The organism is Roseixanthobacter liquoris (genome assembly GCF_043195135.2).
In the GTDB taxonomy this organism is placed as follows: domain Bacteria; phylum Pseudomonadota; class Alphaproteobacteria; order Rhizobiales; family Xanthobacteraceae; genus NCEH01.
On the sequence record NZ_CM195537.1, the window covers coordinates 3,199,960 to 3,215,752 of the forward strand.

Here is a 15,793-nt window from a genome sequence, read left to right on the forward strand (position 1 = left end):
AATGCCGCGTTCAAATCCGCTGCGCTCTTCGCCAGCGGCGCGGGCAAAAATGCGCTGTTTATTTGCGCTGACCTTATCCCAGACTGACGTAAAGTCATTACATTTCATCTTTCACCCTGACATATTCAGAAGAACGGGTGGGAGAAAATTTGTTGAATATACCTAGATGAAATCACATTCTATTTGGAATTCCCGCATTGTCCAGGTACCCTTTAAACTGGTCGTAGTTCGCGGGGAAGTTCGAAAGAAACGCGTTGAACTGTTCTTGGGCGAACATTTCGTCGAAGGGGCGCGCCAGTACCTCCTTGTCAGCCGCACGCGGAATCGAGAATGTCTCGGCAAGCTCGCCCGAGCGGCTATCATAGTCAACAAGCACGCCCGGCGTGCCGTTGGCCAGCGCCGGCAAAATGCCATGGACGCGATAGCCGATCGCGAAATCCTGCGTCCGAATAAGGGCATCATAATCTTCTACGCGATCGTTGAGGAACAGCCGCGCGCCGTAAATCTCGGTCAGCCGCTGTTCGAACTCCGGCGTGAACCAGCCGTTTTTGCGAAGCGTCTCGGTGGCCCTGGCGATGGCCGCGGCATCGCCGGTGAAGAAAGCCTTTTCCTCCGGTTCTCCATGGATGGTCACTGTGGTGTCGTAGGCGCTGGCAATGCGCAGCAGCAACTCGCGTTGTGTTGACACGAACGACTTCATATCGGCTGCGTAATAGTGGCTCGTCTCACGTCTCAAGCTGAATGCCACCTTCTTAACATCCATTGGCACCCTTAATCGCAATCCAAGGTTGCGATCGCGGTTGCGGAACAAAGATGGGCAGCCGACGATCTCGGTGTTCTTGATTCCGTTGTCGTTCAGGACTTCCGCTGTATACGATCCGCGTACGCCGACCGCCACCGAGCGCTCGGCGATCAGCTCCCAGACCTTCCGGCTCTCCGGCGGCAGCGAGATCTTGCGTCGGGTCTCAGCCTGGGCGCCGACGCCGATAGCGTACACCGGGATCTTGATTTGGTTCAACACCCATTCGGCTTTCTCCCATTGCATATGCTCGTGGATGAAGTTTGAGCCGCGCAGAATGACGTAGTCAAAGCTTCTATTGTAGCGGTCAATATCGGCTTCCGTTGGATTGGCGATCTTGAGCACGTCCATGTCATGGAAGTCGAGCAACTTGAGCATGGAATCATAGACCATCATGTCGCCCGTGTTGAAGTACGACCTGATATAGTCGTCGCGGACTTGGTCGTAGATCATCACATTGTCGTGCTGGTAGCGCTTGCCAGCAGGGATCATCACGAGTATGCGCGGCTTGTGGCCGTATTTTTTTACCGTTGCTTGCGGCGATTGTTCAACCACTAGTCTTAACTCCATTGGCGATCAGCGGGTTTAATGCGCTCTCGTCAGCCGCGCGTCGCTATCGCAATCCGTACGCACCAAGACAACAATGTTTCGTTGAGCCTTAGCGTGGCCCGCCACACGGCACAAGTCCGGCGCAATAGCTGCAACTGAGCATGGACGGCGCTCGGCGATAGCCAGGAAGCCGGGGCGATGCGGCTAACTGTGAGCTGCCGTCGAAGGGGTCGAAGGACAGATTTTATGACAGACAGCTCGCATTCACGATGCTTTGATCACGGAAGTGAAGCGAGGGGTGATCTTCTCCCGAAAAAGTGGACGGGGTTAAGCCGCTCTGCGTTCCATCTCGGCCGGGCTGATGTAGCCGAGGGCCGAGTGCAGGCGGCGTGAATTGTAGAAGCCCTCTATATACCCGAACAGGTCCCGTCGCGCCTCGGCCCTGGTGGCATAGAGGCGATGATGGACCCGCTCGGTTTTCAGGGTATGGAAGAAACTCTCCATCGGTGCATTGTCCCAGCAATCGCCCCTGCGGGCTCATGGATGGGGTGATGCCCGCGGTGGCAAGCGCCCCGCGGTAGGCCTCGGCAGCATATTGAATGCCGCGGTCCGAGTGGTGGATCAGGCCGGGTGCCGGCCTCTGGCGCTCGATGGCCATGGCGAGGGCCTCCAGCGCGATCTGTGTGTGCAGTGTCTCGCGCATGGACCAGCCGACCAGCTTGCGGGTGTGCATGTCGAGCACGCCGGCAAGGTAGAGCCAGCCCTCGCCTGTGGGGATGTAGGTGAGGTCCGCCAGCCAGACCTGGTTCGGGGCGGAGGTCGTGAAATTGCGCGCGAGCCTGTTGGGAGCGATCGGATAGGAATGGCGGCTGTCGGTCGTCCGCGTGCGCCTTGGCTAGGCGGCCAGGCCCCGGATGCCAGCGCGGCGCATCAGCCGCTCGATCCGGGAACGGCCCACGCGCCGACCGTGCCCCCGCAGGACCGCATGGATCCGCGGGGCACCATAGGTCCCGCTGCTCTCGGCGTGGATCAGCCGGATATCTTCGGTGAGCGCCCGGTTGGTCTGCGCGCGCGAACTCTCCGGCCGGGCGCGCCATGCATAATAGCCACTGGCCGACCGCCCCAGGGCCTCGCACATCACACGGACCGGCCACACATCGCGATGCTCATCGACGAACCCGAACGTCATCGGGAGGCCGCTCCGAAGATGAGCGCGGCTTTTTTTAGGATGTCGCGCTCCATCCGCAGCCGTTCGTTCTCCCGCCTGAGCCGCGCGTTCTCCGCAGCAAGGTCTGCCGGCGAGGGGGCCGGCGCCTGCGGGATCGGGCGCCGCGCCGGCCCCCTCGCCTGGGGGGCGAGGTCTCTCACCCACCGGCGCAGCACCGTCTCGTGCAACCCCAGCTCCTGTGCCACCTGCCTGGTGGCAACGCCGCTGGAGGTCACCCGGTCAACGGCCTCCTGCTTGAACGCCTCTGGAAACACCCGACGCCGTCTGCCCATCGAACACTCCTCTGAAGCTCGCAAAAGCTAACATGGGTGTCCACCAAATCGGGGGAGGATCACATCTCAGGTCCGGGGGACCGTTACCGGACGAGCTTTAAGCGCCGTCCGCTCCGCACGCAAGCGACGCGCGGCGGCATCCCCAAATGCCAAAAACCCCGCGCGGAAGGCCTTCGATGCCGGACGATCCCAGCGCCGCCTCGCAGGCGCGCACGGCCTGTTCGACGCCGCAGCGAAGAGAACGGGATGGGGAGATCATGGTCTGGCTCCTGTGGAGCCTTCAAACGCTCGGGAGGGGCATCGCGCCGATGCGCATTCGGCGCCGCAGCCCACCCAAACGTCCCGGACGACCCAGGAGCCGGAACCCAAGCGGCCCGCAGTCCGATTTGCGCGCACTGGGCGGCCGGCCCGGCGAAGCCTCACATGGCGGCAGAGGCGATCGGCGCGCGTGAGACAACACGCATCCTCCGGCGCCGGCTGCACCGCCGCGACCCGGGGGGCGCTTCTTGGTCTTGGCGACGAAGCAGCACCCCCACGGGTGGACGATCAGCCGTTGACGGCTTCCTTGAGGCCCTTGCCGGGCGTGAACTTCGGAGCCTTGGAGGCCTTGATCTTCACGGGCTTGCCGGTGCGGGGATTGCGACCTTCGCGCGCCGCGCGGCTCACCACCGAGAAAGAGCCGAAGCCGATGAGCTTCACTTCTTCACCCTTCTGCAGGGCCTGGGCGATGATATCGAACGTCGCGTCCACCGCGGCCGCCGCAGCCGCCTTCGTCAGCTTGGCCTCGTCGGCCACCGCGGCGATCAGTTCGTTCTTGGTGGTCATGTGACCGTTCCTTCCGTTGTTATCTTCGAATCGAGGGACATCAAAGCCCGCAGCGATGGGCGGGAAGCTTTACGGAAAATGCGGCTTTTGCAAGCGCGATCCGCCACAAACCCGCATCAATGCACGATTTCCCGCATGACGTGACGCAAAACGAAAGAGGCGGCACCCTTTCGGGGCCGCCTCTCTTTATGGCTTAAGTCTTTGAAATTGCTCAGTGAGCAACCACGCCAGCGGCATCTTCCTCCGGCACGGCGGCCGTGATGGGCCGTTCGGTCCATTCGATGGGCTCGGGCGTGCGAACCAGCGCATGCTTGAGCACTTCGTCCATCCGCGAGACCGGAATGATCTCCATGGCGTTTTTCACATTGGCCGGAATATCGGCCAGGTCCTTCGCGTTTTCCTCGGGGATGAGGACGGTCTTGATGCCGCCGCGCAGGGCCGCGAGCAGCTTTTCCTTCAGCCCGCCGATGGGCAGGACACGGCCGCGCAGGGTGATTTCACCCGTCATGGCCACGTCGCGCCGCACCGGAATTCCGGTCAGCACCGAGACGATCGTGGTCGCCATGGCGACGCCGGCGGAAGGGCCATCCTTCGGGGTCGCGCCTTCGGGCACGTGGACATGGATGTCCCGGCGCTCAAACAGCGGCGGCTCGATGCCGAAATCGACCGCGCGCGACCGGACGTAGGACGCCGCCGCCGAGATGGATTCCTTCATCACGTCCCGCAGGTTTCCCGTCACCGTCATCTTGCCCTTGCCGGGCATCATGACGCCTTCGATGGTCAGCAGTTCGCCGCCCACCTCGGTCCAGGCGAGACCCGTCACCAGGCCCACCTGATCCTCGCCCTCGATCTCGCCATAGCGGAAGCGCGGCGCCCCGAGGAAGTCCTCGAGATTCTTGGTGGTGACCTTCACCGACTTGCGCTTGGACATCACCAGCTCCTTCACGGCCTTGCGGGCCAGTGTGGAGAGCTCGCGCTCCAAATTGCGCACGCCCGCCTCGCGGGTGTAGCGGCGGATCAGCAGCATCAGGGCGCCATCGTCGATGGCGAATTCCTTCGGCTGCAGGCCATGCTTCTGAACCGCGTTCGGGATCAGATGCTTGCGCGAGATCTCCGCCTTCTCATCCTCGGTGTACCCGGCGATGCGGATCACCTCCATCCGGTCCAGCAAAGCCGGCGGGATGTTGAGGGTGTTGGCGGTGGTCACGAACATCACGTTCGACAGGTCGTAATCGACCTCCAGATAATGGTCGTTGAACGTGGCGTTCTGCTCCGGATCCAGCACTTCCAGCAGGGCCGAGGACGGATCGCCGCGGAAGTCCGCGCCCATCTTGTCGATTTCGTCGAGCAGGAAGAGCGGGTTGGACTTCTTCGCCTTGCGCATTGACTGCACGATCTTGCCGGGCATGGAGCCGATATAGGTCCGCCGGTGACCGCGAATCTCCGCCTCGTCCCGCACGCCGCCGAGGGAGACGCGCACGAACTCGCGGCCGGTCGCCTTGGCGATGGACTTGCCCAGCGAGGTCTTGCCGACGCCCGGAGGGCCGACGAGGCACAGGATGGGGCCCGAGAGCTTGTTCGCGCGGCTCTGCACGGCGAGATATTCGACGATCCGCTCCTTGACCTTGTCGAGGCCGTAATGGTCGGCATCGAGGATCGACTGGGCGAACGGCAGGTCCTTCTTGACCTTGCTCTTGATCCCCCACGGGATCGACAGCAGCCAGTCCAGATAATTGCGCACCACGGTGGCTTCCGCCGACATGGGCGACATCTGGCGCAGCTTCTTCAGCTCGTGGGTCGCCTTTTCACGGGCTTCCTTGGAGAGCTTGGTCTTCTTGATGCGGTCTTCCAGCTCCTGAAGGTCGTCGCGGCCGTCCTCGTCGCCGAGTTCCTTCTGGATCGCCTTCATCTGCTCGTTGAGATAATACTCGCGCTGGGTCTTCTCCATCTGGCGCTTCACCCGCGTGCGGATGCGCTTCTCCACCTGGAGCACGGAGATTTCGCTCTCCATCAGCCCGAGCACCTTCTCCAGGCGCTCGGCGACCTTGATGGTCTCCAGCACGCCCTGCTTCTCGGGGATCTTCACCGCGAGATGGGAGGCGATGGTATCGGCGAGCTTGGAATGGTCGTCGATCTGGCCGACGACGCCGACCACCTCGGGCGACACCTTCTTGTTGAGCTTCACATAATTCTCGAACTCATTGACCACCGAGCGGGCCAGCGCCTCGCCCTCGACGCGGTCACCGACCTCGTCGTCGAGCGTGATCGCCTCGGCCTCATAGAGGTCGGTGCGCTCGGTATACTTGACCACCTGCGCGCGGGTGATGCCTTCCACCAGCACCTTCACGGTGCCGTCGGGCAGCTTCAGCAATTGCAGCACGGTGGCGAGCGTGCCGACGTTGTAGATCGCGTCGGTCGCCGGATCGTCGTCGGAGGCATTCTCCTGGGTCGCCAGGAGGATATAGGTGTCGCCGCGCATCACCTCTTCCAGCGCGCGAATGGACTTCTCGCGGCCGACGAAGAGGGGAACGATCATATGGGGGAAAACAACAATATCCCGAAGCGGAAGCACCGGGAACGTCTGAGAGACGCCGGCAACGAGCGCAGGGCGCGGCTTTTGGCTCGTCATGACCCAATCCTTTCTTTTGACGCCGGCACAGACGGACGCCTGTCCGCCTGCACAGCGCAGCCGGGACGGGAGCGGATTTTCAATGCTGGAGCGGGCAATGCAGAAGGGGCAAAGCCGCGAGAGGCACGAGTACCGAGCCCGGGGACCGGATTCTTCGAAATTGAAATGGAGAGCCGACCCACGGGTTTCAAGATCGCCGGATCAAGTCTCCGGCGGATCGGCTCGAAAGTGCCAGATCCCGTTCCGCCGAAAAGAAAAGCCGCGCCATGGGCAAGCTTCGACACCACCCCCGCGCGCGCGGCGCGAGGGGCTTGAGCGGAATGCGAAGCGTCACGCACTGGCGCCGGCATCGCCGACACGGTCGGCGTAGATATAAAGCGGCCGGGCTCCCTGCTCGACCACCTCCTTGCTGATCACCACTTCCTCCACGCCCTCAAGGCCGGGGAGGTCGAACATGGTGTCGAGCAGGATGCCTTCCATGATGGAGCGCAGGCCACGGGCGCCGGTCTTGCGCTCGATCGCCTTGCGGGCGATGGCGCCGAGTGCCTCCTCGTGGATGGTGAGATCCACGTTCTCCATCTCGAACAGGCGCTGATACTGCTTCACCAGCGCGTTCTTGGGCTCGGACAGGATCTGCTTCAGGGCCGCCTCGTCGAGATCGCCGAGCGTCGCCAGGACCGGCAGACGGCCGATGAACTCGGGGATCAGGCCGTACTTCAGCAGATCCTCGGGCTCCACCTCGCGGAACACTTCGCCCGGCCGACGCTCTTCCACCGGCGCAACCTTGGCGCCGAAGCCGATGGAGGTGCCGCCCTTGCCGCGGGTCGAGATGATCTTGTCGAGCCCGGCGAACGCGCCGCCGCAGATGAACAGGATGTTGGTCGTGTCCACCTGCAGGAATTCCTGCTGGGGATGCTTGCGGCCGCCCTGGGGCGGCACGGAAGCGACCGTGCCTTCCATGATCTTCAGCAGCGCCTGCTGCACGCCCTCGCCCGACACGTCACGGGTAATGGAGGGATTGTCGGACTTGCGACTGATCTTGTCGATTTCGTCGATATAGACGATGCCGCGCTGCGCCCGCTCCACATTGTAATCGGCGGCCTGGAGCAGCTTGAGGATGATGTTCTCCACATCCTCGCCCACATAGCCCGCTTCGGTGAGCGTGGTGGCGTCGGCCATGGTGAACGGCACGTCGAGGATGCGCGCGAGCGTCTGCGCCAGCAACGTCTTGCCCGAGCCGGTGGGCCCGATCAGCATTATATTGGACTTGGCCAGTTCGACGTCGCCATGCTTCGTGGCGTGGTTGAGGCGCTTGTAATGGTTGTGCACGGCCACCGAGAGGACCTTCTTCGCATGCTCCTGGCCGATGACATAATCATCCAGGACCTTGCGGATTTCCTTCGGGGTCGGAATGCCATCCCGCGACTTCACCAGCGAGGATTTCGACTCCTCGCGGATGATATCCATGCACAGTTCGACACACTCGTCGCAAATAAAGACCGTAGGTCCTGCGATGAGCTTGCGGACCTCGTGCTGGCTTTTGCCGCAGAACGAGCAGTAAAGCGTGTTCTTGCTGTCGCTGCCGCCGGTCTTGCTCATCTTCTTCTCCGTCCGGTCCGCCCGTCCACCCGCCTAAGCGCGCTGACGTTGGACCAAATTCAGGACCAGACGCGGCAGAGGCCGCCCCCGGTACCGTTCGGCTTTCGGCCGAAGTTCAGCCAATCACCCTCTCGCGTTGCAATCAAGGCACATGCACAGATTATGCCCAGACCGCTTGCCTGAGGATGGCATCGTCGAAAAGAGGTGAAGCTTCCCGATCGACGCAGTGACGCCAGTCGACACGGCCTGCCGTGGCGGGTCCCTGAACAGTGTCCCGAGGCGGGAAGAACCACAGGGTACCGCCACAGCCGGTTCAAATGCCGGCTCATGGCCCCATGCAAGCGCGATCTTGCACTGCACGCAAGGGCCGTGCGTCCACTTGGCCCCTAAAAAGGGGCGGATCAGGCCTTGGCGGGCTCTTCCGCGGGGCGCTGGTCGAGCACGGAATCGATCAGGCCGAATTCCTGCGCGGCCCCGGCCGTCATGAAGTTGTCGCGTTCCAGCGCGTTCTCGATTTCGCCAAAGGTGCGGCCGGTGTGCTTCACATAGATTTCATTCAGCCGCTTCTTGAGGCTGAGGATTTCCTGGGCGTGGAGCATGATGTCCGTGACCTGGCCCTGGAACCCGCCGGACGGCTGGTGGACCATGATTCGGGCGTTCGGCAGTGCGAAACGCAGGCCCTTTTCGCCGGCGGTGAGCAGCAGCGAGCCCATGGACGCGGCCTGCCCGATGCACAGGGTGGACACCGGCGGGCGAATGAACTGCATGGTGTCGTAGATCGCGAGGCCCGACGTCACCACCCCCCCGGGGGAGTTGATGTACATCGAGATTTCCTTCTTGGGATTCTCGGCTTCCAGGAACAGGAGCTGCGCCACCGCCAGGGTGGACATGCCGTCTTCCACCGGCCCCGTGAGGAAGATGATCCGCTCCTTCAGCAGGCGCGAATAAATGTCGTAGGACCGCTCCCCGCGATTGGTCTGCTCGACCACCATGGGAACCAGATAGCTGTTGTACGTTTCAATGGGGTCGCGCATCTCGCATCCTCAGGCGCGGCCACCCCGGACGGGGCGCCGCGCGATATCGTCGCAGTGGAAGCAGGTGACGACCTGAGGCTCAGGCCGCCTTCTCGTCTTCCTCTTTGTAGAGCTCTTCGCGGGAGACCGGCTTTTCGGTCACGTTGGCAAGCTCGAGGAGGAAGTCGACGACTTTTTCCTCGTACAGGGGAGCGCGGACGGAGGCCATCGCCTGCGGATTGCGGCGATAATAATCCCACACCTGCTGTTCCTGTCCGGGAAACTGGCGCGCGCGCTCCACCACCGCACGCGTCACTTCATCGTCGCTGACCTGAATATTGTTGCGCTCACCGATTTCCGCAAGAACCAGCCCGAGGCGCACGCGACGCTCGGCGATCCGCATATAGTCGCCGCGCGCGGCTTCCTCATTGGTGCCTTCGTCCTCGAAGGTCCGGCCCTGGGCCGTGAGGTCCTGCTGGACCTGCTGCCACACGCCGTCGAACTCCTGCGACACCAGGGTCGGGGGCACGTCGAACTTGTGCAGCGCGTCGAGCGCGTCGAGCAGCGCGCGCTTCACCCTCTGGCGGCTGGCGCCGGCATGCTCCTGGGTGATGCGGGCGCGCACCTGCTCCTTGAGCTTGTCCAGGCTTTCCTGGCCGAGGGTCTTGGCGAACTCGTCGTCCAGCACCAGTTCGCCGGGCACTTCCACGAGCGTCGCGGTCACCTCGAACGAGGCCGCCTTGCCGGCCAGTTCGCGGGCCGCATAGGCCTCGGGGAAGGACACGTTGACGGTGCGGGTCTCGCCGGCAGAAATGCCGAGCAGCTGCTCTTCGAAGCCGGGGATGAAGCTGTTGGAGCCGATCACCACCTGGATGCCTTCGCCCGAGCCGCCCTCGAACGCCACGCCGTCGATGGTGCCGACGAAATTGGTGGTGACGCGGTCGCCCTTCTCGGCGGGACCCTGCTTCTCGCTATAGGGGCGATTGGAATCCGCGAGCCGGCTGAGGGTCTCGTCCACTTCGGCGTCGGACACGTTCGCCACCAGCTTCTCGATGGAGATGTCCTTGAAATTGCCCAGCTCGATCACCGGCAGGATCTCAAGCTCGACGGTGTAGGCGAGGTCGGCCTTGCCCTCGATCACGTCCGTGACCTCGGCTTCGTCCTTCGGCAGCTCGACACGCGGCTGGAGCGCGAGGCGGAAGCCATGCTCCTCGACGATCTTGCCGTTGGCTTCGGTCACGGCCTGCTCGATCACCTCGGCCATGACGGACTTGCCGTACACGCGCTTGAGATGGGCGACCGGGACCTTCCCGGGGCGGAAGCCGTTCAGACGGACCTGGCCCTTGAGCTCGGTCAGGCGGCCATTGGCCTTGGCATCCAGGTCCGCCGCGGGAAGCACCACGCGAAAGGCGCGCTTGAGGCCGTCGGCCTGGGTTTCGGTCACCTGCATCGTCTTGCCTTCGTTCATTTTCCGCCGCGGCGGTGTCATTCCATCAAAACTCAAAGTGCGCCGCGTCCGGCAAGGCGCATGGCGCATCCTGAAAGGGTGCGGTCCGGTGACGTGGTGCGGGCGGAGGGGCTCGAACCCCCACGACTTTCGTCACGGGAACCTAAATCCCGCGCGTCTACCAGTTCCGCCACGCCCGCGTGCCCGAATTTCACGCACTCGGGAGCCGCGCGAGGCGCGCTTCTCTTACGTGCGCGACCGATTGAATCGGCACCGGCCGGGCTGGGGCTTATATCATGCTGCTGTCACCGTGCAGCAAGAAAAAGCACCGGCGAGCGCCGCTCGCGCGGCCGTCCTCGGGAATTTTCCCGCCTGCCGGCCGCGATGGTAAATCCGGCTTGCCCTTTGCCCGGCGGCAGGAGAAGGTCCGCTCCGCTCAACCGTTCATTTCCAGGAGAGCTGCCTTGCGCGTTCCGGCCCCTTCCCGTCGTGCGGTTCTCAGCGGAGCCGCCGCCTTGGCGCTCAGCGCCCCGTTTGCGCGCACCGCTTTCGCCCAGCCGGCAACCCCGCCGGACACCGCGAACCGGCTCAAGGCCGCCGATACCGTGCGCATCGAGCTTGGCGGGCAATCTCCCATCGCCCTGTTCGGCGAATCCATTCCCGGCCCGGTGCTGCGCGTGAAGCGCGGCGCGCCGTTCGCGGTGAATGTGGAAAACACCATCGACGCCCCCCTCTCCCTGCACTGGCAGGGCGTGCGGGTTCCCAATGCCGTGGATGGCGTGCCGGGCCTCACCGGGACCGCCATTCCCAACGGCGAAACCCGCAGCATCGCCTTCACGCCGCCCGACGCCGGCACCTTTCTCTATCGCGCCTTTGTGCCGGAGCGCGCGTCCCGCACGCTGGTCGGCGCCTTCATCGTGGAGGAGGGGCAGCCCTCGCCCTTCTCGGCGGACCTCACGCTGCTGGTTCAGGCCTGGTCGCCGGATCCCAAGATGACGGTTCCGCTGCTGACCGTGAACGGCGCCGTCTCGCCGACCCTGGAAGCCCCGGCCGGCGGGCGGGCGCGGCTGCGGCTGATCAACGCCAGCGCGCAATTCCTGCGGCTGAAGATGGGCGATGCCCCCTGCTTCGTGCTGGCGGTGGACGGGCAGCCGGTGCAGCCGTTCGCCCTCAAGGACGGCCGCGTCCAGCTCACGCCCGGCGGACGCATCGATCTCACCCTCGATGTGGGCACCGCCGATCCCATCCGCCTGGATGTGGAAACCACGCAATTGCCGATCCAGCTCGCCCTCGTGGTGCCCGTCGGCGCCGGCAGTTCCGCCCAGGGCCAGGCCCTGCCCGCGCCGGAGGCCCTGCCCTCCAACGGCCTGCCGGAGAAGATCCCGCTGGAAAACGCCGCCCGCTTCGAGGTGCCGCTGTCCGGCGAGGCCTCGCTGTCCTCTTTCCCGAGCCTCGGCACGGTGAAGGCCGGGCAGAGCGTGGTGCTTTCGCTGGTGAACAAGCTGGAGGCGCCGGTCGCGGTGCTGCTGCACGGGACCCCGGCTCGCATTCTCGACGGCGTGGACGACGGGTGGAAGCCCTGGTGGCACGATGCCATTCCGGTCGCGCCCCGCACCACCGTGCGTGCCGCCCTTATAGCGGGAACGGCTGGCAAATGGGCGGTGGTCGGCCAGCGCGGCGGCGATGGCGCCATCGTCGCGGCCCATTCCTACGACGTGGCCTGAGGGAGTTGGCCTGAGGGAGCTGGCCTGACGGGGCTGGCCTGAGGGGCCAGCCTCACCGCATCATCGCGCGGCGCGGGAAGCCCCACGCCGCGGGGTTCTCGTGAAGACTCAACGCGGTGGCAGATCCGTCATAAGTCGGCTATAGACCGCCGGCAGAGCCTCTGGCAGATCGTCGGCGATGAGGCCCGCGCCGGCCTCGTTGCCGGCTTCGCCATGCAGCCAGACAGCGGCGCTCGCGGCCTGGAACGGCGGCATGCCCTGCGCCAGCAGCCCGCCGATGAAGCCCGAAAGCACGTCGCCCGAACCCGCCGTTGCCAGCATGGGCGGGGCGTTCTCGGCGATGGAGGCGCGCCCGTCCGGGCTGGCGACCACCGTATCGGCGCCTTTCAGCACCACCACGGCCCCGATCATGCGCGCCGCCGCCCGCGCCCGCGCGAGCTTCGACGGGGCGTCGAGAATGTCGGCGTGCCCGGCAAACAGGCGAGCGAATTCCCCGTCATGGGGCGTCACCACCGCCCCGGCGCAGCGCCCCAGAAGATCGGCGAGGCGGTCCGCCGCCCCGGCAAAGCTGGTGAGGCCATCGGCATCCACCACAAGACTGCGGTGCGCGCCGGCCGCTGCTTCCAGCAGTTCTTGCGTCCGCGCGCCCACGCCGAGCCCCGGTCCCAGCACCACCGTGGAGAGGCGGCGATCCTCCAGCAGCGTGACGAGGTCCGCCGGCGCGTCGCACCGGCGCATCATGACGGCGGCGTAGGAGGCGGCATGGATTGCGAGCGCCTCGCTCGGGCAGGCGATGGTGACCAATCCCGCCCCGGCGCGCAGCGCTCCGCGCCCTGACAGCCGCGCCGCGCCCGCCGTCCAGGCGCCGCCGCTGACGACCACCGCATGGCCCCGCGCATATTTGTGGCCCATCGTGCCCGGCACCGGAAAATGCGCGCCCCAGGCGGCGGGCGCGTTCACGCATGTGGGCGGGCGGATGGTTTCCAGCACCGGGTCCGGAATGCCGATATCCGCGACCCGCACCCGGCCGCAGAGCGTGCGGCCCGGCAGCAGCAGGTGGCCCGGCTTGCGGCGGAAGAAGGTGACCGTCTCGACCGCCTGTGCCGCCGCCCCCCGCACCGCGCCCGTGGCGCCATCCAGGCCCGAGGGCAGATCCACCGCGACGATGGGCTTGCCGCTGTCCGCCATGCGCTCCACGAGGGCGCGCGCGGTGCCGTCGAGATCACGCGCAAGGCCGGCGCCGAACAGGGCGTCCACGATCAGGTCGGTCTCGCCGAAATCGACGGTGGCCGCCGCCTCCACCGGGCCGGTCCAGCGCTCCGCCGCCCCGGCGGCATCGCCCTTCAGCGCGGCGCGATCCCCCAGCAGGGCGAGGCGGACGCGAAACCCGCGCTGCTTCAGCACCCGCGCCGCGACGAAGCCGTCGCCGCCATTGTTTCCCGGCCCGCACAGGATCGTCACCCGGGTCGAGAGCGCCTGACGGGCGACCGTATCCGCCACGGCGGTGCCGGCCCGCTCCATGAGCAGGCTGCCTGCGATTCCGGCAGCCATCGCCAGCTGGTCGGCCCGGCCCATTTCGGCGGGGTCCAGAAGCTCGATCATTTGGGTCTCCATCGCCTCGTGCCTAATTCCCATCCAACAACTGTCGATAAGCCCATGGAACACTGCCTAATATTTGGCCATTGAGACTAGTTTTTAGTCACGGTTGCCAATGGGCAGGGAAGAGGTCATGTATTGCCGTGCATGGCACGCATCCTGCTTAAGGGGAAACCGGCTCGGCCAGTTGCCGGTAGGACGGGCCAGGGAGACGGAGCGCATGAAAAAGATCGAGGCCATCATTAAACCCTTCAAGCTCGACGAGGTGAAGGAGGCGCTGCAAGATGTCGGTCTCCAGGGCATCACCGTCACCGAGGCGAAGGGCTTCGGGCGCCAGAAGGGCCACACCGAGCTCTATCGAGGAGCCGAATATGTGGTCGATTTCCTCCCGAAAGTGAAAATCGAGGTGGTTATCGCCGACGACATGGTCGAAAAAGCCGTGGACGCGATTCGTCGCGCCGCGCAGACCGGCCGTATCGGTGACGGCAAGATCTTCGTCTCCAACATTGAGGAAGCGATCCGCATCCGTACGGGCGAATCTGGTCTCGACGCCATTTAATAAAGTACCAAGAATAGTACTAGAGGAAAGGCACTTACCAGCATGTCTACGGTCAAGGATGTCTTCGACTCCATCAAGAACAACGACGTCAAGTACGTCGATCTGCGCTTCACCGACCCGCGCGGGAAGTGGCAGCACGTGACCTTCGACCTGTCCATGGTTGATGAAGACCTGTTCAGCGAAGGCACCGCCTTCGACGGCTCGTCGATCGCCGGTTGGAAGGCCATCAACGAATCCGACATGCAGCTCCTGCCCGATCCGGCAACCGCCTGCATCGACCCCTTCTTCTCCGAAACCACCATGTCCATCGTGTGCGACGTGCTGGAACCCACCACCGGCGAGCCCTATGCGCGCGACCCGCGCGGCATCGCGAAGAAGGCGGAAGCCTACGCGAAGTCGACCGGCATCGGCGACGCCGTCTATTTCGGCCCCGAGGCCGAATTCTTCATCTTCGACGACGTGCGCTTCAAGGCCGACCCGTACAACACCGGGTTCAAGCTCGATTCCGTCGAGCTGCCGATCAATGGCGACACCGAATATGAAGGCGGCAACCTCGGCCACCGCATCAAGACCAAGGGCGGCTATTTCCCCGTTCCCCCGCTCGACAGCGCGCAGGACATGCGTTCGGAAATGCTCGGCGCCATGGCCAAGATGGGTGCCAAGGTGGAAAAGCACCACCACGAAGTTGCCTCCGCCCAGCACGAGCTGGGCCTGAAGTTCGGCCCCCTCGTCACCATGGCCGATCATCTTCAGATCTATAAGTATTGCATCCACCAGGTCGCCAACATCTATGGCAAGACCGCGACCTTCATGCCCAAGCCCGTGTTCGGCGACAACGGCTCGGGCATGCACGTCCACCAGTCCATCTGGAAGGACGGCAAGCCGCTCTTCGCCGGCGACAAATATGCCGACCTCTCGCAGGAATGCCTGTGGTACATCGGCGGCATCATCAAGCATGCCAAGTCGCTGAATGCCTTCACCAATCCGCTGACGAACTCGTACAAGCGCCTGGTGCCCGGCTATGAAGCCCCGGTTCTGCTCGCCTATTCCGCGCGCAACCGTTCGGCCTCCTGCCGCATCCCCTACACCAACAATCCCAAGGCCAAGCGCGTGGAAGTGCGCTTCCCCGATCCGGGCGCGAACCCCTATCTCGCCTTCGCGGCCCTGTTCATGGCCGGCATGGACGGCATCCTGAACCGCATCGATCCCGGCGCGGCCATGGACAAGGACCTGTACGACCTGCCCCCGGCGGAGCTGAAACAGATCCCGACCGTGTGCGGTTCGCTGCGCGAAGCGCTGAAGTCGCTGGAAGAGGACAATGCCTATCTCCAGAAGGGCGGCGTCTTCGCATCCGATTTCATCGAAGCCTATATCGATCTCAAGATGACCGAAGTGATGCGTTTCGAAATGACGCCGCACCCGGTCGAATTCGAGATGTATTATTCGGTCTGAGGCCGATCCGGCCGGCGGTTCGCCGCCGGTCTCTTTTCAGATGTGACCCTCCCGGCTGGGGCGCCCAAGTGGCGCCCCTTCTTTTTGCCGGCGCCGCGGGC

At 64.4% G+C, this 15,793-nt stretch carries 10 protein-coding genes, 1 tRNA gene and 1 pseudogene; 3 read left to right on the top strand and 9 right to left on the bottom strand.

The features are described from left to right. Positions 1–172: 172 nt before the first annotated feature. The 8 genes and pseudogenes from V5F84_RS14445 to V5F84_RS14480 form a co-directional block, all read right to left on the bottom strand. Positions 173–1,354 (bottom strand): polysaccharide pyruvyl transferase family protein, encoded by a 1,182-nt coding sequence (locus V5F84_RS14445; RefSeq protein ID WP_394046225.1) that lies wholly within the window; start codon positions 1,352–1,354, stop codon positions 173–175. A gap of 321 nt (positions 1,355–1,675) precedes the next feature. After that, a pseudogene (locus V5F84_RS14450) lies at positions 1,676–2,848 on the bottom strand (IS3 family transposase). 546 nt (positions 2,849–3,394) lie between these two features. Beyond that, on the bottom strand, positions 3,395–3,673 hold the full coding sequence (locus V5F84_RS14455) for an HU family DNA-binding protein (RefSeq protein ID WP_348845029.1): 279 nt from the start codon (positions 3,671–3,673) through the stop codon (positions 3,395–3,397). Between the two features lie 211 nt (positions 3,674–3,884). Beyond that, positions 3,885–6,302, bottom strand: coding sequence for an endopeptidase La (lon, locus tag V5F84_RS14460; protein WP_394046227.1), 2,418 nt, complete (start codon positions 6,300–6,302; stop codon positions 3,885–3,887). A gap of 330 nt (positions 6,303–6,632) precedes the next feature. After that, a complete protein-coding gene (clpX, locus tag V5F84_RS14465; RefSeq protein WP_394046229.1) occupies positions 6,633–7,901 on the bottom strand; it encodes an ATP-dependent Clp protease ATP-binding subunit ClpX in 1,269 nt (422 codons plus the stop codon). A 401-nt stretch (positions 7,902–8,302) separates the two neighbouring features. Further along, positions 8,303–8,935, bottom strand: a complete 633-nt coding sequence (locus V5F84_RS14470) for an ATP-dependent Clp protease proteolytic subunit (protein ID WP_394014840.1) — start codon at positions 8,933–8,935, stop codon at positions 8,303–8,305. Between the two features lie 79 nt (positions 8,936–9,014). After that, a complete protein-coding gene (tig, locus tag V5F84_RS14475; protein ID WP_394046313.1) occupies positions 9,015–10,364 on the bottom strand; it encodes a trigger factor in 1,350 nt (449 codons plus the stop codon). Between the two features lie 112 nt (positions 10,365–10,476). Beyond that, a tRNA-Leu gene (locus V5F84_RS14480) sits at positions 10,477–10,561 on the bottom strand. Between the two features lie 315 nt (positions 10,562–10,876). On the opposite strand from V5F84_RS14480, the gene V5F84_RS14485 reads away from it, so the two are divergent. Beyond that, positions 10,877–12,085, top strand: a complete 1,209-nt coding sequence (locus V5F84_RS14485) for a multicopper oxidase family protein (protein WP_394046231.1) — start codon at positions 10,877–10,879, stop codon at positions 12,083–12,085. A 108-nt stretch (positions 12,086–12,193) separates the two neighbouring features. On the opposite strand, the gene V5F84_RS14490 is transcribed toward V5F84_RS14485, so the two are convergent. Continuing rightward, on the bottom strand, positions 12,194–13,687 hold the full coding sequence (locus V5F84_RS14490; protein ID WP_394046233.1) for an NAD(P)H-hydrate dehydratase: 1,494 nt from the start codon (positions 13,685–13,687) through the stop codon (positions 12,194–12,196). Between the two features lie 214 nt (positions 13,688–13,901). On the opposite strand from V5F84_RS14490, the gene V5F84_RS14495 reads away from it, so the two are divergent. After that, positions 13,902–14,240 carry a P-II family nitrogen regulator gene (locus V5F84_RS14495; protein ID WP_348845278.1) on the top strand — a complete coding sequence of 113 codons (339 nt, stop codon included), beginning with the start codon at positions 13,902–13,904 and terminating at the stop codon, positions 14,238–14,240. A gap of 42 nt (positions 14,241–14,282) precedes the next feature. Continuing rightward, positions 14,283–15,692, top strand: coding sequence for a type I glutamate--ammonia ligase (gene glnA, locus V5F84_RS14500; protein ID WP_394046235.1), 1,410 nt, complete (start codon positions 14,283–14,285; stop codon positions 15,690–15,692). Positions 15,693–15,793: the final 101 nt, after the last annotated feature.